14 protein-coding genes are annotated in these 19,719 nt (G+C 51.1%); 7 read left to right on the top strand and 7 right to left on the bottom strand.

The window, feature by feature from the left end; translation table 11 throughout:
• The first annotated feature begins 205 nt into the window (after positions 1-205).
• The 4 genes from thrA to ACTJJJ_RS25405 all read left to right on the top strand — a co-directional run bounded on the left by thrA (position 206) and on the right by ACTJJJ_RS25405 (position 5,080).
• Positions 206-2,662 carry a bifunctional aspartate kinase/homoserine dehydrogenase I gene (thrA, locus tag ACTJJJ_RS25420; protein WP_440703408.1) on the top strand — a complete coding sequence of 819 codons (2,457 nt, stop codon included), beginning with the start codon at positions 206-208 and terminating at the stop codon, positions 2,660-2,662.
• A 16-nt stretch (positions 2,663-2,678) separates the two neighbouring features.
• Positions 2,679-3,611 (top strand): homoserine kinase, encoded by a 933-nt coding sequence (locus ACTJJJ_RS25415; protein WP_440703407.1) that lies wholly within the window; start codon positions 2,679-2,681, stop codon positions 3,609-3,611.
• 109 nt (positions 3,612-3,720) lie between these two features.
• Positions 3,721-4,047: a HesB/IscA family protein gene (locus ACTJJJ_RS25410; RefSeq protein ID WP_188936959.1), complete on the top strand. Its 327-nt coding sequence runs from the start codon at positions 3,721-3,723 to the stop codon at positions 4,045-4,047.
• Positions 4,048-4,180: 133 nt separating this feature from the next.
• Positions 4,181-5,080, top strand: a complete 900-nt coding sequence (locus ACTJJJ_RS25405; RefSeq protein WP_440703406.1) for a nucleotidyltransferase family protein — start codon at positions 4,181-4,183, stop codon at positions 5,078-5,080.
• Positions 5,081-5,201: 121 nt separating this feature from the next.
• Here the strand turns inward: ACTJJJ_RS25405 and ACTJJJ_RS25400 are convergent, their stop codons facing one another.
• The 5 genes from ACTJJJ_RS25400 to modA form a co-directional block, all read right to left on the bottom strand.
• The gene (locus tag ACTJJJ_RS25400) at positions 5,202-9,272 is read right to left on the bottom strand and encodes an FG-GAP-like repeat-containing protein (RefSeq protein WP_440703405.1); all 4,071 of its coding nucleotides are present in this window, start codon (positions 9,270-9,272) and stop codon (positions 5,202-5,204) included.
• 198 nt (positions 9,273-9,470) lie between these two features.
• Positions 9,471-10,148 carry an SGNH/GDSL hydrolase family protein gene (locus tag ACTJJJ_RS25395; RefSeq protein WP_440703404.1) on the bottom strand — a complete coding sequence of 226 codons (678 nt, stop codon included), beginning with the start codon at positions 10,146-10,148 and terminating at the stop codon, positions 9,471-9,473.
• A gap of 143 nt (positions 10,149-10,291) precedes the next feature.
• Positions 10,292-11,182, bottom strand: coding sequence for a sulfate/molybdate ABC transporter ATP-binding protein (locus ACTJJJ_RS25390; RefSeq protein ID WP_440703403.1), 891 nt, complete (start codon positions 11,180-11,182; stop codon positions 10,292-10,294).
• Positions 11,163-11,843: a molybdate ABC transporter permease subunit gene (gene modB / locus ACTJJJ_RS25385; protein ID WP_188936946.1), complete on the bottom strand. Its 681-nt coding sequence runs from the start codon at positions 11,841-11,843 to the stop codon at positions 11,163-11,165. Before modB ends, ACTJJJ_RS25390 begins: the two co-directional genes overlap by 20 nt.
• Complete coding sequence (modA, locus tag ACTJJJ_RS25380) at positions 11,830-12,582, bottom strand: molybdate ABC transporter substrate-binding protein (RefSeq protein ID WP_440703402.1); 753 nt, start codon at positions 12,580-12,582, stop codon at positions 11,830-11,832. The genes modB and modA overlap by 14 nt, the downstream gene beginning before the upstream one ends.
• Before the next feature lie 155 nt (positions 12,583-12,737).
• On the opposite strand from modA, the gene ACTJJJ_RS25375 reads away from it, so the two are divergent.
• From ACTJJJ_RS25375 to ACTJJJ_RS25365, 3 genes are all read left to right on the top strand, one after another.
• Entirely contained in the window at positions 12,738-13,895 is a 1,158-nt protein-coding gene (locus tag ACTJJJ_RS25375) for a pyridoxal phosphate-dependent aminotransferase (protein WP_440703401.1), read from the top strand.
• A 28-nt stretch (positions 13,896-13,923) separates the two neighbouring features.
• Positions 13,924-14,781 (top strand): prephenate dehydrogenase, encoded by an 858-nt coding sequence (locus tag ACTJJJ_RS25370; RefSeq protein ID WP_188936937.1) that lies wholly within the window; start codon positions 13,924-13,926, stop codon positions 14,779-14,781.
• A gap of 206 nt (positions 14,782-14,987) precedes the next feature.
• Entirely contained in the window at positions 14,988-15,755 is a 768-nt protein-coding gene (locus ACTJJJ_RS25365; protein ID WP_440703400.1) for a murein L,D-transpeptidase catalytic domain family protein, read from the top strand.
• On the opposite strand, the gene ACTJJJ_RS25360 is transcribed toward ACTJJJ_RS25365, so the two are convergent.
• The gene (locus ACTJJJ_RS25360; RefSeq protein WP_440703399.1) at positions 15,728-16,924 is read right to left on the bottom strand and encodes a L,D-transpeptidase family protein; all 1,197 of its coding nucleotides are present in this window, start codon (positions 16,922-16,924) and stop codon (positions 15,728-15,730) included. The genes ACTJJJ_RS25365 and ACTJJJ_RS25360 overlap by 28 nt on opposite strands.
• A 134-nt stretch (positions 16,925-17,058) precedes the next feature.
• Positions 17,059-19,716 (bottom strand): permease prefix domain 2-containing transporter, encoded by a 2,658-nt coding sequence (locus tag ACTJJJ_RS25355; RefSeq protein WP_440703398.1) that lies wholly within the window; start codon positions 19,714-19,716, stop codon positions 17,059-17,061.
• Between the last annotated feature and the right edge of the window lie 3 nt (positions 19,717-19,719).

Genomic DNA, 19,719 nt, shown 5'->3' with positions numbered 1-19,719 from the left:
TATATGGAGTAACATTGGGCGGCAAGTTGCTGAGTGTGAGTGTGGCGGGGGTCGGTGGTTTTTATTGCCCTGCGAAATCCAGGACGATCCCTGCATTTAGGGGGATTATTGAAAGTAAGCGGCGTTTGAATTGCTATATTTGCATTCTGTTCAAAATGAGCGGTCCTGTGCCGTTCACATTCGCATATTTCGAATATAGCTTTAAATGAAGGTTCTTAAATTTGGCGGCACCTCTGTCGGTTCGGTCGACAGCATCAAAACGGTAATCAGTATCCTCGAAGAAAATCTGTCAAAAGGCGAACGCATCGCGGTCGTTTTCTCTGCCATGGGCGGGGTCACGAACAGACTGATCGAAATCGGGAAAATGGCGGCCGCCGGCAATACGGAATATGTCGAATTTTTGAAGGGCGTTGAGGAGCGGCATTTTGCGGTAGTCCGGGGCCTGATTCCCGTAAAAAACCAGAGCAGCACATTTGCGGCTGTGCGCGGCCTTTTCAATGAGCTGGAAGATATTCTCCGCGGCGTTTCCTGGATCAGGGAACTGTCAGAACGTACCCTCGACTTTATTATGAGCTTCGGTGAGCGGCTTTCTACGCTCGTAATCACTGAAATCCTCAAAAGCAAAGGCGTAGCTGCGGAATTTTGCGATGCACGCCAGGTTATCCGCACCAATGCTGCTTATGGCATGGGCGATGTCAATTTTGAAATAACTAACCATCTTATATTAGAGCATTTCGCGAAAAGCACGGCACTGCAATGCATTACCGGCTTTATCGCGTCCACTGCCGAAGGCGTAACGACGACGCTCGGACGCGGCGGCTCTGACTACACGGCCTCCATCGTCGGCGCGGCACTCGAAGCCGATTCGATCGAGATCTGGACGGACGTCGACGGTATGATGACCGCCGATCCGCGCAAGGTCGCGAATGCATTCACGATCCCGTCCATTTCCTATGCGGAAGCGATGGAATTGTCGCATTTCGGCGCGAAGGTGATTTACCCGCCAAGTTTGCAGCCGGCATTTGCAAAGAACATTACATTAAAAGTCCTCAATACATTCAATACCGGTTTCGAAGGAACTTATGTTCAGAAGTCGGCTAACGGTAAGGAATATGTGATCACGGGGATTTCGTCGATCGACGAGATCGCGCTGGTGAATATCCAGGGTAGCGGGATGATCGGCGTAGCCGGTATTTCCGGGCGCCTTTTCACGGCCCTTTCCAACAATGCCATCAGCGTGATCCTGATTTCGCAGGCTTCTTCGGAGCATTCGATCTGTTTCTCGATCGACCCGAAAAACGCCCAGAAAGCGATTGATGTCCTGGAAAAGGAATTCGCTACCGAAATCGGTCTTGGCCATATTGATGGCATTTCGGTAGAAAAAAACCTTTCGATCGTCGCCATCGTGGGTGAGGGAATGAAAAAGAATACCGGTATTTCAGGCAAGTTGTTTTCGGCTTTGGGTAAGAACGGTATTAATGTGGTGGCCACTGCGCAAGGGTCTTCCGAGCTGAATATCTCGGTGGTTATCTCAAAAAGCGACCTTTCCAAAGCACTGAACGCGATTCATGGGGTGTTCTTCCAATCGGAAACGCGCTCGTTGAACCTGTTTATCGTCGGGGTAGGGCTTATTGGCAGTACGCTGATCGAGCAAATCCGTAATCAGACAAAGTTTTTGCGTGACGAAAAGCTGCTGAACCTGAATATCGCCGGTTTATCCAATACCAAAAAAATGCTCCTGGACCCGGACGGCATCAAACCTGAAAACTGGCGCGACCGTGTGATGGACGAGGGCGTGAAGACGAGCCTGCCTGCATTCGTGCAGCGCATGATCGAGCTCAACCTGCCGAACAGCGTTTTTGTGGATTGTACTTCGGATAAGGACATTGTGCAATACTATCACATGCTCCTGGATGCGAGTATCAGCGTGGTAACACCTAATAAAGTCGCGAACTCCGGCAGCTATTCGGAATACATTGCATTGCAGCGCACCGCATTGCAGCGCGGGGTGAAGTTTTTGTATGAAACCAACGTAGGCGCAGGCTTACCTATCATCAACACGATTCAGGGGTTGATGGCGAGCGGCGACAAGTTTTTGAAAATCGAAGCAATCCTTTCGGGAACGCTATCCTATATATTCAACAATTTCGGAGGCGACAACCGTTTTGTGGACATCGTGAAAGAAGCCAAAGCGAAAGGATTCACCGAACCTGACCCGCGCGACGATTTAAGCGGAGCCGACGTAGGTCGGAAAATCCTCATTCTTTCGCGGGAAGTAGGTGTACCGTTGGAGCCGGAGGAAGTGAAAATTTCACAAATCCTGCCCGAGAACTGCCTGAACGCGCCGACAGTGGATGCTTTTTTTGGTGAGCTGGAAATTTCAAACGCCTATTTTGCCGATATGCAGGCAGCAGCCGAGGCCAGAGGAGAGAAACTACGTTACATCGCAGCGCTCGAAAACGGCAAAGCGACCATCGAGCTCAAAACTGTGGACGCCTCGCATCCGTTTTACACGCTCTCGGGCAGCGACAACATCGTGTCCTTCACCACCGAACGTTATAAAGACCGCCCGCTCGTGATCAAAGGACCAGGCGCCGGCGCGGAAGTGACCGCTTCGGGCGTGTTCGCGGATATCATGAGTATCAGTAGCTATTTGGGATAGAAAACAACCATTTACAGTGAATTCAGTAAAAGCTTTTGCGCCGGCGACAGTCGCTAATGTGTCGTGTGGGTTTGATATTTTCGGGTTTGCCATTCAGGAGCCGGGGGATACGGTTGAGTTGATCAGGCGTGACGAACCGGGCGTTGTCATAACGGAAATTACGGGCGATGGAGGGCGGTTGCCACACCAGGCGGAAAAGAATTCAGTGACGGTGGTCATGCTGGCTTTGCTGAAACACCTGGGCATCAGCGACCTGGGCTGCGAAGTGGTATTGCGTAAAAATATGCCTTTGGGTAGTGGAATGGGGTCCAGCGCAGCAAGCGCGGTGGCTGGTGTGGTGGCGATGAACGAATTGCTGGGTAATCCGCTGAGTCGCGGTGAGCTTCTGCCGTTTGCTATGGAAGGTGAGCGTATTGCTTCCGGTTCGGCGCATGCGGATAATGTGGGGCCTTCATTGCTGGGAGGCTTTGTCGTGATCCGAAGCTATAATCCGCTGGATATATTTACGATCCCGGTGCCCGACGATCTTTATTGCACCCTCGTGCATCCTGATATCGAGATCAATACCAAGGACGCCCGTTTCATTTTGCGAAACGAAGTTTCCCTGAAAAATACAATCGCCCAAATGGGCAATGTGGCCGGTTTGGTAGCAGGCCTTATGAAGGCAGATTACGAACTGATCAGCCGCTCGATGGTAGACGTGATCATCGAGCCCGTTCGTTCGATCCTGATCCCTGAATTTAAAGACGTAAAGCAGGCCGCCATTTCTAATGGCGCTTTGGGATGCAGTATTTCTGGCTCCGGGCCATCGATGTTTGCATTGAGCCGGGGCATCGAAAATGCTCAAAACGCCGGGAAAGCGATGCAAGCACGGTTTGCTAGCGCGGGGATTGAGTCGGCGGTGCACGTTTCCGGCATTAACCAGGGTGGGGCGGTCATTTTGGAATGAGCCGCCGTGGAACGGAGAAATGAATGGTTGAATTGCGTTTTTGATCAGAATGTGAACTTTCAGGTTCCCAAAATGCGTTAAAACGTACAGGTAATAAAACATTAGAGAAATGGTTACGGTAAGCGATACAGCCAAAAACAAAATTGTAGAACTCCGCAAGGCTGACGGTTTTGATGAAGATTATCAGATTCGCGTCGGCGTACTTGGCGGCGGTTGTTCGGGTTTGACCTATAATCTGGAATTCAACTCGGATTCAAAGCCGAATGACATGGTTTTTGAAGACAAGGGAGTGAAGATTATCGTTGACAAGAAGAGCCTGCTGTATCTCGCCGGAACGACCCTTGATTTTAGCGACGGACTGAACGGGAAGGGCTTCCAGTTCATCAATCCAAACGCCACACGTACTTGCGGTTGCGGCGAAAGCTTCGCGGTATAGTTAAATTATTAAAATATTTTATTTTGAAAAAACGCGCTCCGAAACCCGGGACGCGTTTTTTTTATCGTTTTGAATGGATTTAATTTGAACCGTCTTTTACACACCACATTAAGGAACGTTTAAATCCATTTGAATGAAACCAACTCTTTTGATTTTGGCTGCCGGCATCGGTAGCAGATACGGAGGTATCAAGCAGCTCGACCAGTTCGGTCCCAACGGAGAAACCATCATCGATTATTCTTTATACGACGCCATTCGCGCAGGTTTTGGAAAAGTAGTATTTATTGTACGCCAGGAGATCAAGGAAAGTGCCGAGGCCATTTTCGCTCCTAAATTACAGGGCAAGATCGACTTCGACTTCGCGATTCAGGGCATTCAATCTTATGTACCGGAAGATTTGGGCTCCGTAGAACGTACCAAGCCCTGGGGCACCGGGCATGCCACCCTCTGCGCCTGGGAACAGACCGATACGCCATTTGCAGTAATCAATGCCGACGACTTTTACGGTCGCGATGCATTCGAAACCATGGCTAATTTTCTTCAAAACGATACCAACGACAAGCAACATGCGATGATCGGCTACGAGCTGAAACGCACGCTATCCGAAAACGGCACCGTTTCCCGCGGCATTTGCGTCGAGCGCGAAGACCATAACCTCGAATCCGTCGTCGAGCGTACCAAAATCTTTGAAGACAACGGCGTCATCTATTTCGAAGAAGGCGAAACCCGCACCGAACTCGCACCCGAAACACCCGTGTCGATGAACTTCTGGGGCTTCAAACCGTCGATGTTCCCCATTACCAAAGACCTTTTCGACAAATACGCCCGCGAAAATATCAATACCCCCAAAGCCGAATTCTACATCCCGACCGTGATGACCCACATCATCAAAAGCGGCCTCGGCGACTGCCGCGTATTCCGCATCGCTTCCGACTGGTTTGGGGTAACTTATCCGGAGGATAAGCCAACGGTACAGGCTTCACTGAATGCTTTGCATGCGGCTGGGGTTTATCCCGGCAAGTTGTGGGATTAATTTCCTGGTGATAAGTTCTTCCGAGCGATCAAGGCTCCAAATAAAAAGGCGTTCACGAACCTCGCGAACGCCTTTTGCATTACCCTAAACCTTATTAGTACATTGTTCTTTTTCTCCGCATTCAGCGGCGTATCAGGATTTTGCAGGTGGTGCGCGTGCCGTCAGTTTTCATGATGGTCAGAAAATAAGTACCGGCAGTAAGATTCTTCACATTGATGGGCGCATTAAGATTTGCGACATCAATTACCAATTTACCGTCCGGGTTAAGCAATTTAATGCCGCTCACCAGTTCAGGACGTTCATGCCAAATATGAAGAAGATCAGAAGTTGGATTCGGGTAAACGCTAAACCCGTCCGGCTGAGCAACGTCTGTATTTGTCTTTCTCCTGATGGTCGCCGACATATCGCTCAAAGCCTTTTCAGGTAACGGGGAAGTGCTGTTGCCCATCAGATCAGCAGGCAGATAACGCCACGGGCCATAGGTTTGGCCAGTCAATGCCACCACAGGACTATACTTCACCCGCGCCCGCACCTTTGTGGAAATCCCCTGTTTGAGAATCAGATTTTTTAATTCAACACCATTCGATAGCAAATGGCTGAACCCTTTTTGAGTACCACCAATAACCGTACTGGTCGTGATTGTATTGTTGGCTCCTTTTGAAAAGCCCTGTCCACTGGCGATGGATTCCCACACGAGTTTTCCCTGGTTGCGGCCCAGGAAAGATTTGGCGAAAAGGCCGATACCAAAGTCGCCTTTACTCTTTTGGGTTTGGTTGAGTATGGTCGTGAGGTCGGAATTGTAAAGCCGGAGGGTGTTCCGTAAACCGGTGCCGTTGTTCCCATAATAGACAAAAGCCGCATCGGCGTCGGTTTGGGCGGAGCTGAAATTGGGTGAGCCAATGAGCATGTCGCTGTACCCATCTGCATTCAAATCCCCGGCGCCGCTTACTGCCCAGCCAAAGAAATCGAATTCGTCATTCAGATTGCCGGTAATGCGTTGCGGGCTGGTTCCGATACCGGCTGGGGTGCCATAAAAAATCATCGTCATTCCCGTAGTTACAGAGGTGTTTTCATCTATAAACCAGGGTTCGCCGACTGCGACATCGCCGTAACCGTCACCGTTCAGATCGCCCACGCCTGCGACGGATTCCCCCATGGCCGCGGCCATTGCGGTTTCGTGAGAATGTAGCTCTGTAACATTCAAAGGCATAATTCCAGAGGGAGAGCCGTAATACAGAAACGCAGCACCGTCTCCGTTATCATAACTGTGTGCCCCGACGATCAGGTCCTGGAAACCGTCCCCGTTAACGTCACCTGCACCCGAAACGTCCCAGCCGAAATGCGCCTGGTCGTGGATACCCTTAATGAGTTCGCTCGTAAGCGAAGCCAATGTGTTTCCCTGACCATAGCCGATGAATATCGCACCCGCATCATAATCCCCGACGCTGTAAGCACCTATCACAATGTCGTCATGCCCGTCGCCATTCAGGTCACCGGCCGCTGCGACGGAGTTGCCCATCCGGGCGTCTTCGAGGTTGCTCTCGAGGATGCGTTTACCGGCGACATCGGGGCCTGTGGCTGAGCCAGGGAAGATGTAGCAAGCACCTTCTCCGGATTCACCGTTGGAATAATTCATCGCTCCTACAAGGATATCTGAATAGCCATCCCCATCGAGGTCGCCCCCGTGTGCGACGGCACACCCGAACCAGGCGCCGGTGAGATTGCTTTCGAGTTTTACAGGATTTGGGTTAATGCCGGCGGGAGATCCGCTATAAACAAATGCAGCGCCTTCTTCATCTTCGCCATTGTGGTAATGCATGGCACCGACGATAATGTCCCCATAACCGTCGCCGTTTACATCGCCCGCGGCCGACACCGAAGCGCCGAAGCCAGCCTCAGCCTGGTCTGCTTCCAGCATCGTGGCAGGGATCTGATTTAAACCGTTGGAATTGCCCAAAAAAACAAATGCAGCGCCCTCGTCATTTTGTCCGTTGTCATAACGCGGCGCACCGACTACCACATCATCATAACCATCCCCATTCACATCCCCCGCACCCGAAACGGTATAGCCAAATGCAGATTCCGGCTGACCGGAGAGCAATGCGATGACGTTGGCGGTGTCGGGCCCGGTGGCGCTTCCATGCCACACGAGGACTGCACCTTCATCCTTTTGTCCGTGATCATACAGGTGTGTGCCTGCGATGATATCGCTAAACCCATCGCCATTCATGTCTCCCGCACTCGCGCACGACCAGCCCAGCAATGCATTGGCCTGGTTGCTTTTTAGGATAGATAATGGCTTTTTAGCAAGTCCTGCCGAGGAACCGGCATAAATGGTAACGACGCCTTCGTCGGCCAATCCTTTGCCCTGGTAGCGGCTGCCAATCATCACATCGGCGTATCCGTCGCCATTGGCATCGCCCGCGCAGGCGACCGGGTAGCCGAATTCCTCTTCCATTTGTTTTCCGGTAAATTCTATGGAGGGGGTGGTCGCGACTCCCATCGCCGAGCCGAAATGGATGCTTGCCAACCCCTGATCTTTGAATACCTTGTCATAATGCGGGGAACCGACAATGATGTCAGAATAACCATCCCCATTGATATCACCCGCACATGCCAAGGCACTGCCCATATGCGCGAACGGCTGACCGCTTTGAATGATTACAGGAAGATTAACCGGCCCGCTGACTGACCCGAGATATACAAATGCGCCGCCTTCCTCGGTTTGTCCCTGATCGTAAAATGGCGCTCCCACTGCGATGTCGCTGAAACCATCTCCATTTAAATCCCCGGCCCCGACCACCGCGGATCCCATCATGGCATTGGGCTGATTCATTTCCAGTGTTGTAACCTTGTTGGGTAGGATACCCGATTTGGAACCATAAAAAACGAATGCGGCGCCTTCGTTCACTTGTCCTTGGTCGAAATGGTTGGCACCTGCCAGCAAATCGCTGTGACCGGCGGCATTGATATCGCCAGCCAAGGCGATGGATATGCCAAATTTCGCTTCCGGCTGATTACCTTCCAGAATGGCGACAGGGTTGGGTTTGATACCGTTTGCGGAACCGAGATGGACGAAAACTACCCCCTCGTCGTTCTGCCCTTTGTCGTAAGAAGGGGCACCGATGGCAATGTCACCAAATCCGTCGGCATTGATATCGCCTGCATTCGATACCGAGTGACCCATCTCGGCATCCGCCTGGTTGCTCTCAAAAAGATAGGGAACCGGATTGAGTCCGTTGGCCGAACCGTAATAGAGAAAAACCGCGCCTTCGTCAGTCTCGCCATGATCGTAATGCGGTGCGCCTGCGAGAATATCGCTGTAACCGTCCCCATTGACGTCCCCCGCAGAAGAAACCGAGAAGCCCAGTAGCGCATTGGCCTGATCTGATTCGAAAAGTGCGTCGGCGTTTCCCGGACCACCATTGACGACAAGCGGATCGATGGTGACCGGGTAAGTGGCATTTGCGACGTCAACGGTGATTTGAATATGTTCGCCATGGGCCGTCAAATGCGCTGTGAGCGGCCTTTGTTCTGCATCCCAGCACCGCAGGTCACGGTAAATAAGGGTTGGTTGAGACGCATCGTATTTTGAGAAGAATAATAATTCACTCTCCCCTTTTGAGATTGCCCGCAGGCCATTGGCTGTGAGTGCCACCTGCAATTGTTGTGCGTCTGCCGGAGCCTGGTGGATGATGAAATTCTGCCTTACGCCAGCCTGATCGTTGATAAACTCCTCTATAAATCCGTCGTGACAAATTTGCAGCCGGTTTTCCTTCGTTTCAACCTGAGCGTCGGGGCCAGGCTTGTGGATTAGACGTCCGTCTGCGAATATGCCCTCGTTTTGTAATGTGAGAGAGAATTGCCGGCCCGGAGAATCGGTGCGGTTTTGAATCGTCAAATGCCCCGGTCGATAGCGGGCCCGAAGGTTATGCCGGCGGTTCGGGCTTTGGAAGATATGCTTCTCATGATCATAGGAAATGTGGTACTCGCGGTCGGCGATGGTTTCCGAAAGGCCGGGTGAAATCCTGTTCGATTCGCTGGGTATATTTCGAGCGGAGGCGGTTGGCTTATTTCCGTGTCGCGATTGGATAGGAGAATAATGCTGAAAATGAATGTAAAGTGTGTAAACGAAAAGGGCAAGAGCGGCCGTCGCGACGGACTGGGAAAGGAGGCTACGGGATTGTTTCATAGGTAAAAATTTAGAATAAGTGAAGTGTGAAACCGGGGCGGACCAGCCCCGATTTCAATTTTGTACTTATCCTACTTTCTTCCCGAAACCAATGATCAGGTGACGTTAGCGGTTATTAAACGGCAAAATAGATGCCTGAAAAAAGAAAATCCCGGAAACAGATTCCCGGGATCGATTCAAGTATTCGGAATACCAAACTTATTTCTGCTCCAAAGCTTCCAGCATCTTTTCAGCCAGAAACTGGTTGCCAGCTTCGGTCAAATGCACGCGGTCGCTTGTTAGAACGCCTTTTTCCTTGTTTTCCGGATTGTTTTTAGCCAGGTAATCGAGGAAATGCTTGCGCAGGTCGAGGAGTTGCAGGTTGTTCCGCGTCGCGATTTCGCGGATCAGTTTGGAATACTGGTTCAAATCACCGTCTTGCTGGTTGGAATTGTCATTGCGCTCGCCGATGACCGTCGGCGTGCAGACGATCACGCGGATATTCTGCGCTTTCAATTTTTTAATTAAAGCCTCGTAGAACTTCACATATTTGTCGGGATCGGTACCGGTACCGGAGGATGCTTTGTGCCAAACATCGTTGATACCCACATAAATGAATACCACATCCGGCTTTTTAGCCAAAACATCATCTTCCAGCCTTAAATAGAGGTCGTACACCTTGTTACCGCCGATACCTGCGCCGATGAGTTCATATTGGCCTTCCTGACCTTTGGATTTTAGCATTTCACCCACCTTGGTAATGTAGCCGGTAGGGCTCACGCCCGCCTGGGTAATGGAATCGCCGAAGAAAACGACTCGAAGTGGCTTGTCGGCACGCATGGCAAGTAGTGGAAGCGCGATAATGGCAATTTGCAGCAGTTTGAAAAATACTTTCATGGTTTAGTGTTAAGTATGGATTTTGGAAAAAGACAGGTTGCTGTGGGAAATACCCTTATGGTTGGGGTTTGACCCTGACACCCGATCGCCGATTGTATTTCAAATTAAGATCGATCGACGGTATTCAATCTAACAATCGGCGGTCAGTGGTCAATAATTCGAATTTCGGCATTGTTGGCGGTGTAGTTTAATGTGAATGTGACGCCTGGCTGCATGTCGGATTCGAGGTTTGCTGGTATCATGAATCGCCTGATTTTACCGTCGATCCAGGCGTTGACAGCGAGCATTTCGCCTTGGCGTTCGCAGGTTAGGACTTCTCCGTAAACCGACAAGCCCTGCGGCTCGGCGTCGGCCACATAAACCTGGGATGGTGTGCCAAATTGGGTGATTTTGCCCGTTTCCATGATGGCGACCTGATCGGCGAGGCGGAAAATTTCACCTATGTCGTGCGTTACGAGTATGATGGAGAAATTGTGTTGGCGATGCAGTTTCAAAAGCAAATCCTGCAACTGTAAACGCATTTCCGGGTCAAGCGCGGCGAAAGGTTCGTCCATCAGCAACAGTTCGGGCTTGCGTACGAGCGCACGCGCGAGGGCGACGCGCTGCTGCTGGCCGCCCGAGAGTTGGGCAGGTCTCCGGTCGGCCAGTTGCGAAAGGCCCGTTGCTTCCAGTAACTCGTCGACGATTTCGGCAGATTGATTTTGTGCCAAAGCAAACAGCAGATTTTTATGCACCGTCATGTGCGGGAACAATGCATAATCCTGAAAAACAAAGCCGATATGGCGTTTTTGTGCGGGCAAATGCACGCGCGAGGCCGAATCCAGCCATTGTTCGGCATTGAATGTAATGCGCCCGTTTTCGGGGTGTATAAGCCCGGCGATGAGCCGTAGCAAGGTGGTTTTGCCCGCTCCGGATGGACCTGTTAAGGCCATCATGTGGCCTTTGGCAAGCGAAAAGTCGACTTCCATGGGCAGGATACCATGAGCGGTATGCAAAGTATGCTGGATATGGACGTCAAGCAGGCTGTCGGACACGGAGCAGTCGGTTGTTAATGGAATAAACCAGCAGCAAAATAATGAAAGTGACAGCAAAAAGCACCATGGCGTATTCGTTGGCTGCCGGGTAATTCAATGCCTCCACCTCGTTATAGACGGCCACGGATGCCACCTTGGTTACGCCTGGAATGTTCCCGCCGATCATCAGTACCACACCGAACTCTCCCACCGTATGCGCAAATGTGAGTACGAATGCTGTCAGGATCGCCGGTTTGCAATTGGGCAGGAGCACTTGTACAAATGTTTGCCATTCATTTTTCCCAAGCGTGTAGGAAGCTTCCCGCAACGACACCGGCAGCGATTGCAGCCCGGCGCGGATCGGGTAAACCATAAACGGCAGGCTGTACAAAATCGAAGCAATCACAAGTCCGGGAAACGAGAATACCAATCGCAAACCCAGCCATTCTTCAATCCAGGCTCCAAACCAATGCGAGGGGCTGAATGCCAGCAGCAAATAAAAACCGATCACCGACGGCGGCAGCACGAGCGGCATGCCGATCAGCGCCTCCACCACACCACGCCCTTTGAACTTCCCAAAAACCAGCCAGTAGGCGATCGGCAGGGCGATTACGAGCAGCAGAATGGAGGTGATGCCGGCGAGTTTAAAAGTGAGCCAGAGAGGTTGACTATCGATACCCATACTTTTTAAAAATTGCCTTCGCTTTGGCTGAATACAGGAACTGATAAAACTGCTCGCTCGACGCTTTTTTGGGCGAATCTGCGCTATGTTTTAATAGGATAGCCGCTTGTTGAATTGGTTTATAAAGACTTGAATCTACGATGATATAATGCCCCTTGCCTTTCATTTCGGGGGAAAGTACAATGGATAACGCATTAAAACCGGCTTCTGCCGAGCCGGTTGTGATATATTGAGCGGTTTGGGCGATACTTTCACCGTAAACCAGTTTCTTTTCTGTTTGTTCGTAAAGTTTCAAAGCATTCAATGCCTCAACGGCTGCTTGGCCATATGGCGCCGTCTGGGGATTGGGGACGGCTACTTTTCTGACTTTCCCGGTCGCTAATACTTCCGGGTTAAGATCAGTTTCGGGAATGTCTTTGGACCATAATACCAATGTGCCCGTTGCGTAAACTTCCGGCTTCCGGTCAGAGCCGCCGTTTTTGAAGATTTCCTCGGGATACTTCGTGTCGGCCGACACAAACACGTCGAATGGCGCGCCTTCGCGGATTTGCGTAGTGAGTTTGCCGGACGATGCCACTACGATCTCGATCTTTTTCCCGGATTCTTTCTCGAATTCCTGCTGGATTTCCTTCATCACATATTGCACATTGGCAGCCGTAGCAACCATGATTTGCTCGGAAGGTTTGGAACAACCGGCCAGAAATACGGTAAAAAGGGCAAGGATACGTAGTTTATTCATATCGCAATTTAGAGAAATTGGATTGAAGATAGGTAAATGGGAGGATGTGCCGCCAGGAAATTGTCGTAAATTGCGCCCCGTTTCGCCGGGCTGTTCCGGACGGACATTTTAACAGCTGATAGCCAATGGCTAAAAGCACAATTCAATTCACTATAATGATTATAGAAACTGCACAGCGCACCAGGCAGACATCGGAATACTATTTCTCGGTGAAGCTGGCCGAAGTGCGCAAACTGATTGCCGAAGGGCATGACGTCATCAATCTCGGGATCGGAAACCCGGATATGATGCCCTCAGTAGAAACGCTGGAAGCATTGACAACCGCTGCCTATCAACCGCAGGCGCATGGTTATCAGCCTTATACAGGCACCCCCGCTTTCAGAAAATCAGTTGCAGATTTTTATTATCGTACCTATGGTGTAACACTCGATCCGAATTCCGAAATATTGCCGCTCATTGGTTCGAAAGAGGGCATTACCCATATATCGCTGACATTCCTCGATCCAGGCGACGAGGTGCTGGTGCCCGAGCTGGGTTACCCGGCCTACCGTGCCGTAAGCCAGATGGTGGGCGCGGTGGTGAAAGAATACCCGCTGCGCGAAGATCACGGCTGGCAGCCCGACTGGACTGCCATGGAAAGTCTCGTGACGCCGAAAACGAAGCTCATGTGGCTTAATTACCCGCATATGCCCACGGGCGCGCCCGCGACGCAGGAGCTTTTCGAAGAAGCAGTTGCATTTGCTAAAAAGCACCGCATATTGCTTTGTCATGATAACCCATATAGCCTGATCCTGAATAAGAAAGCGCCGATCAGCCTGCTTTCTGTGGAAGGTGCCAAAGAGGTGGCGATCGAGCTGAACTCGATGAGCAAGTCGCATAATATGGCCGGCTGGCGGCTCGGATGGCTTTCGGGCGCGAAGGAATACATCAGCGCGGTGCTGACGATCAAAAGCAATGTTGATTCGGGGATGTTTTGGGCAATGCAGGAAGCTGGCGCGAAAGCATTGGGTAACTCTGCCGAATGGCATGCGGAGCGCAATGCCGTGTACCAGGGCCGTCTGGAAGCGTCCGAAGCGCTTTTGCGCACGCTCGGCTGCACGTGGGACGACAAGCAGGAAGGCATGTTCCTCTGGGGCAAGCTGTCCGATTCCACGGAATCGGCGGAAGCGCTCGTGAATAGCCTGCTGGTTGAAAAGCACGTTTTCATTGCACCGGGCTTCATTTTTGGCCCGAAAGGTCAGCGTTATATCCGTTTATCGTTATGTCTGCCGAAGGAAAGAATCTGGCAGGCGGTGGAGCGGATCAAAGGGTAATGTTTCAGGATATTTAATTTTAAAAATAATGATAATCAGTATCATAGGGGTCGGCTTGCTGGGCGGGTCGTTTGCCCTGGGGCTGCGCGAGAAATACCCGCACGTGAAATTCGTGGGCGTGGATAACTCGTCGGTTAATCAGAAAATAGCACTGGCGAAAGGGATCGTGGACGAGATCCTGACGCTCGACGAGGCATTGCAGGTATCGGAGCTGAACGTGCTGGCGACGCCCGTGGACGCCATTACCAAATTGCTGCCCTACATGCTCGATCATCTGCCGGATGGCCGGACGATCACGGATTTGGGTTCTACGAAGGAATTGATCTGCAAACTGGCGGACAAACATCCCAAACGTGGCCAGTTTGTAGCGGGGCATCCCATGGCCGGTACCGAAAACTCAGGCCCGGGTGCGGCATTCAAGGAGCTTTTGATTGATAAAAACGTGATCATCTGCGACAAAGAAAAGAGCAATCCGGATTCATTGGCATTGGTCGAAACGTTCCTGCGCGATGTAGGCATGAAAATCCATTATATGCAGCCCGTGGAGCACGATCTGCATTTGGCTTATGTGTCGCATCTGAGCCACATCAGCTCTTTTGCATTGGGTATGACCGTGCTGGACAAGGAACGCGACGAGCGTGCAATCTTCGATATGGCGAGCACCGGTTTTTCTTCCACAGTCCGCCTTGCGAAAAGCTCCCCGCAAATGTGGGCACCGATTTTTGACCAAAACAAAAAGAATGTTTCCAAGGCATTGGGGGACTATATCGAACTACTCAAAAAATTCAAAGACGCTATCGACGGCCGGGATATGGATGCCAGTCTTTCTTATATGGCCCGGGCTAATGATATCGGGCGGGTATTAGCGGGGATTGAGAAGAAATGATGAAATTGAATGATTGAATGACTGGGTAGTTAAGGTCAGGAAAAAGTTGAGAATTATTTCTTATAAGTAATTGATAGTTAGTATATTGCAAATGGTTCTGAAATTTTTCGGAACCATTTGCGTTTTAAGGCCTGTTAGGCTAGGGTCGCTTAGCAGCGCATCTTCTCGATTGATTTTGAAGCACATACTCAATAAAACAATAAGAAATGACAAAAGCGCATGGGGTTTTGGCAGCGGTATTGATAGCAGCAGGCATTTCATTAAGTGTTCACCGGGCCGACCTACTTTCCAGAATTTCTACCACCAAAAAATTGCCGTTCGCTAAGACCGATTCGGCTGTTACCCGTTCCGAATGGATTTCATTGTATGACTCGCTGGGCCTGAAAAAGCAGGGCTTGTCGGAACGTGCATTCTATTGTGCATGGTTTGGTTTTCAAAAAATCAAACTCGATAACCCGATCATGGCGATTTGCGACTTTACACAATCTTCGCGTAATAAGCGGCTGTATGTCATTGATTTGCTGAAAAAGAAAGTGCTTTTAAATACTTATGTAGCGCATGGCCGTAATTCCGGGAGCGAGTTTGCCGAGCGCTTTTCCAATGCGAACTCTTCTTTCCAATCCAGTTTGGGTTTTTATAAAACATTAGGTACTTACCAGGGAAAGCATGGCCTTTCGCTTCGGCTGGAAGGACTTGAAAAAGGCATTAACGACCGTGCATTGGAGCGCGCGATCGTCATGCATGGAGCGGACTATGTGAGTGAATCGTTTATCAGAAACACCGGCAGACTCGGCCGCAGCCTTGGCTGCCCCGCGGTGTCGATCGCCGATTCCAAAAAGCTGATCAATATGCTCTACAATGGGGCCGGACTCTTCATTTATTCCGGTGACCAGCATTATATTCAAAAATCTTCTTTGCTGGCCGGTATGGAAGCAATGGCCGATGTTCAGGCATTGGGCGTTTCGCGTTTGTAAACATCGGGGAAATACATCAAATCGCCTTTCGGATTACAATCCGCCGGTAAATACAGCAAAAACACCGGAACCCTCACTTTCAGCTTGTGCCACTTCGGCGGGTGCGAAACTGTATCGGGCTCGGCCATGAAATCGCTGTCGAGCAGTTTGGTACCAGCCATATAGTTGGCCAGGTCGGTCGGATGTTGCACGCGTACGCACCCGTGGCTGCGCCAGCGCTGGTCGCTTTTGAACAGGTATCTTGCATTTGTGTCGTGCAGGTAAATCGCCAAAGGGTTTTTGATCTCCACTTTTAGTAAACCCAGCGAGTTGTCTTCACCGGTTTCCTGCCTGAAACGGTAGGGGAATTTTTCGGCGGTTAGGTCGCCCCATTCCAATTCTTCAGGATTTATCGCCTGTCCGTCCTTGTCGATCACCTGAATGCGGTTTTTGGCCAGATACTCCGGGTTTGCCGCAGCTTTCGGAAAAATCTCTTTAATCGCAATGCTTTTGGGCACATTCCAGTAGGGGTGCGTGACAATGCTGGTCGCGTAGGTGTCGATCGTAGGCGTAGGCGTGTCGCGCTTACCCACGATGGTACGCATGGTGAGCACGTGCTGGCCGGCGGAATCCATCGCTGTCAGGTATGCGCCCCGGATATTGACCACTACAAACCGCGGTGCGCCCTGAATTTGCCGGTGAATCCAGCGATAAGCATTCAGCGTTTGGGCCACGTAAGCCGCGCTGTCCTTTTTCTGCTCCTTCAATAACCGGGTGTAATGGATTTTCAGGTTATGATAAACCGGAAAAACCGGTTCTAGTCTTTCCAGAACCTTTTCCACAGATTGCCCGTTAACAAGCTCCTCGGCCGCGTCGCGGATCAATGTAGTGTCGGTTTTGATTTTTTTCTGGGTAAACCGGATGGTGGGCTTGTGCCCGAACGCTAATTCTTCCAACAATCCAAATACCGGCTGCGTGCCGGCCTTCGCCTCGAATTTACGCGTATCGATCCCCGCATTGCCTGCGAGATCGAGTAGTTGCTGATAAGTTTTCTTTTCACTGATCGCCACGGCAAGCTCCTCGTCAGTCATTTCCTTCGGGTTTTTCCGGCAGGATTGCATGATCGCGAGCGTAAAAAGAATCAGGAGGGGAATGTACCGGGCTTTGCCCAGGCCGGAGAGCATTTGCATGAGGGTTGTTGATTTTTGGTGCTGACAAAAACAGTACAATTGTTATGCTAACTTAAAAAGCGCATACGCGTACTGCCAGCAGCTCAAAATGGGGAATTAAAGTGGCATCTCTGTACTTTAATTCCCTAAATCGATTATTCGTTACGAAGGCTGCGAACAGGATCGGCGGTAGCTGTGCGGATCGCCTGGAAACTCACCGTTCCGATCGTCACGACCAATGCCGCCAGGCCCGTTACGGCAAACACCCACCAATGGATTGCCGTCCGGTAGGGATAACTTTCCAGCCACTTTTGAAGGCCGTACCAGGCCAATGGTGAAGCTACCACGATGGCGATCATCACCAGTTTAACAAAATCCTTCGAAATCAATCCTACAATACCTGCTACCGACGCGCCCAGCACCTTGCGGATGCCTACTTCCTTCGCCCGCTGCTCCGCCGCCTGCACCACCAGCCCGAAAATGCCCAATGCGGAAAGGAACATCGTCAGTCCGCTGAAAAAAAGGAAAAGCTGGTGCAGTTTGGATTCGGCTTCGTATTGTTTGAAAATCTGGTCTCCAACGTTGTTGATGCGTAGTGATTTGTGGGGCAAAAACTGCTTTCCGAGTTTTTCCACGGAGGCTACGACCTGCTTTTCGGTGCCTGGCCGAATGCGGATGAGCATACCGCCGTAGTCCGGCGACTTCCGAGCGAGTATAATCGTCGGTTTGATAGGCTCGTAGAGTGATTCGTTGTGAAAATCGCCGACAATTCCGACTGGCACCGAGCTCGCATTCTCGACGTGCTTGTCCAGTTCCCTGATACCCAGCATTCGTGCGGCTGTGGTAGTAATCAACGCGTTCTGGTTCATTTGGGCTTTTTCAAACAGTTCAAAACTGATTTTTTGAAGCGAATCTCCATTGAGCGCATCGGCATAACGGTCGCTGAACATCCGGCCTTTCATCAATTTCAGGCCTAAGGTTTGCGGCAGGTCGATGTCGCCGGCAATATACCATATCGCGATTTGTCTCGTCGCGTCGGCAGGGTCTTTGATGTTTCGCCTCATATAGCCGCCGCCCTCGGTTGGCAGCCAGAAAGCAATACTGCTGGAAACTACGCCCGGAATGCGCTGTATTTCGGTTTTGAAAACATTGCCTTTGCCTTCCCAGGAAATCTGTTCGATGCTTAGCAAGTCATTCTTTTTGTACCCGAGTTCCTTGTCTTTCATCAGGCGAACCTGCTGCCATACCACGATCGTCGCCAGGAGTACCACAATGGAAATGCTGAACTGTGCCACGACGAGCGTTTTCCGCAGGCCATTCCGTCCCAATGCCGACGTCATGATTCCCCGCAAGGTATTGGCTGGTTTGAAGCCGGATACCATCCAGGCCGGGTAAACGCCCGTGATGAGCGAGGTGATGAAAATTGTAGCCAATGCCGCGGCGGCCATCCCGGCGCCCGAAATGAAGGTGATCACGAGCTTGTGACCCAGGAAGTTTTCCACTGGCGCCAATGTGAAGTAGTAGGCAAAGAAAGCAATGCAGGTAGATAGTCCGAAGAGGAGCAGGGTTTCGGTAAGCAACTGCACTATGAGCTGGAGTCGGGAGCCGCTGAGGATTTTCCGCACACCGGTTTCTTTGATCCGCGCAAATGCTTTCGCCGTACTGAGATTGACGAAGTTCACGCAGGCAATGAAAAGCAGCAATAATGCCACACCGGCAAAAATATAAATGGTACGTGCATTGGCCTTGATGTTCTGTCCCTCCGCGAAATCGGAATGAAGGTAAATGTCCTGCAAAGGCTGAAATTCAAACTGTTCCCGTCCGCTATTTTTCATAAAACCTGCATACCATGCATTCACCTTGCGGGCAAATGCATGTACGTCGGTGCCGCGTTTGAGCTTAATGTAGCTGCGGCCGTAGGTCATGTAGCCGGAGCTTAGGAGCGGCTCAATCTTCCTGGACCGGATCCTGATCGCGTCTGCACGGAGGTGGCTGTTGTACGGAATGTCGTCGATTAGGGCAGTAACTTCGTAGGCCACCGGCTGCGAATCGAATGTTGGAATATTATGGATGATTTTACCGATTGGGTCCTGGCCCGGGAAAATCTTTGCCGCATACGACTTGCTTACCGCGAGCTTCCATCCGTTTTGGGTGGAAGGCTGAAAGCTTCCTGCGAGCAATTTAATGTCGAGAATTTGGCTGATGGCCGTATCGGCGGTGAGCAAATGCGTTTCCACGCCGTCGCTGTCACCAGGATGAATTTTGAAATGAAGTGTAGTAGCATCCAGCGGCGACCACGATTCTACTTCTGCGTAGTTTTTTTGCAATTCGGGGCCCAGAGCCTCCGGCGAGGAGCTCGATCGTTCGACGATGTCGGCACCCATTTTGCTCCTTGTTACAATCCTGTAAATATCATCCTTCCTGCCCCATTGCCGGTCATACGAAAGGCTATCGATCACCACGGTAGCCACCATCATGCAAGCCCACAATCCTATGGAAAGCCCCGTCAAATGGATCAGCGAATAGCCCCTGTTTTTTACCAAAACCCGCGAGCCGATTTTGAAATAATTACGCAGCATATCGCGGCTGAATGCGGATGGCGAGCCGTATGGCGACGGTTTTCGCCGCATGATCGAGGGTCGGAGCAATGCAGCCACTTCGCGGAGGAAAAAGAAATTGGCCTTGCGTGCGCCTGTGCGGCGGTGGTGCAGGGCGTAGCGCTCGTGGAGGTCGCCGAGGAGTTCTTCGCGCAGGTGCGGGGCGCAGATGCGCGTGGCCAGCTTATCGAGCCAGCGGGGAGGGAGTGGTTGCATGGT

It is taken from the genome of Dyadobacter sp. 22481 (genome assembly GCF_052044875.1).
Classification (GTDB): domain Bacteria; phylum Bacteroidota; class Bacteroidia; order Cytophagales; family Spirosomataceae; genus Dyadobacter; species Dyadobacter endophyticus.
This window is presented reverse-complemented; position numbering and strand designations above follow the sequence as displayed.

Bases quoted from the DNA above. Each gene is read 5' to 3' on its own strand.
- thrA (WP_440703408.1), top strand. From the start codon at position 206: ATGAAGGTTCTTAAATTTGGCGGCACCTCTGTCGGTTCGGTCGACAGC.
- ACTJJJ_RS25410 (WP_188936959.1), top strand. From the start codon at position 3,721: ATGGTTACGGTAAGCGATACAGCCAAAAACAAAATTGTAGAACTCCGC.
- ACTJJJ_RS25405 (WP_440703406.1), top strand. From the start codon at position 4,181: ATGAAACCAACTCTTTTGATTTTGGCTGCCGGCATCGGTAGCAGATAC.
- ACTJJJ_RS25400 (WP_440703405.1), bottom strand. From the start codon at position 9,272: ATGAAACAATCCCGTAGCCTCCTTTCCCAGTCCGTCGCGACGGCCGCT.
- ACTJJJ_RS25395 (WP_440703404.1), bottom strand. From the start codon at position 10,148: ATGAAAGTATTTTTCAAACTGCTGCAAATTGCCATTATCGCGCTTCCA.
- modB (WP_188936946.1), bottom strand. From the start codon at position 11,843: ATGGGTATCGATAGTCAACCTCTCTGGCTCACTTTTAAACTCGCCGGC.
- modA (WP_440703402.1), bottom strand. From the start codon at position 12,582: ATGAATAAACTACGTATCCTTGCCCTTTTTACCGTATTTCTGGCCGGT.
- ACTJJJ_RS25375 (WP_440703401.1), top strand. From the start codon at position 12,738: ATGATTATAGAAACTGCACAGCGCACCAGGCAGACATCGGAATACTAT.
- ACTJJJ_RS25370 (WP_188936937.1), top strand. From the start codon at position 13,924: ATGATAATCAGTATCATAGGGGTCGGCTTGCTGGGCGGGTCGTTTGCC.
- ACTJJJ_RS25365 (WP_440703400.1), top strand. From the start codon at position 14,988: ATGACAAAAGCGCATGGGGTTTTGGCAGCGGTATTGATAGCAGCAGGC.
- ACTJJJ_RS25360 (WP_440703399.1), bottom strand. From the start codon at position 16,924: ATGCAAATGCTCTCCGGCCTGGGCAAAGCCCGGTACATTCCCCTCCTG.
- ACTJJJ_RS25355 (WP_440703398.1), bottom strand. From the start codon at position 19,716: ATGCAACCACTCCCTCCCCGCTGGCTCGATAAGCTGGCCACGCGCATC.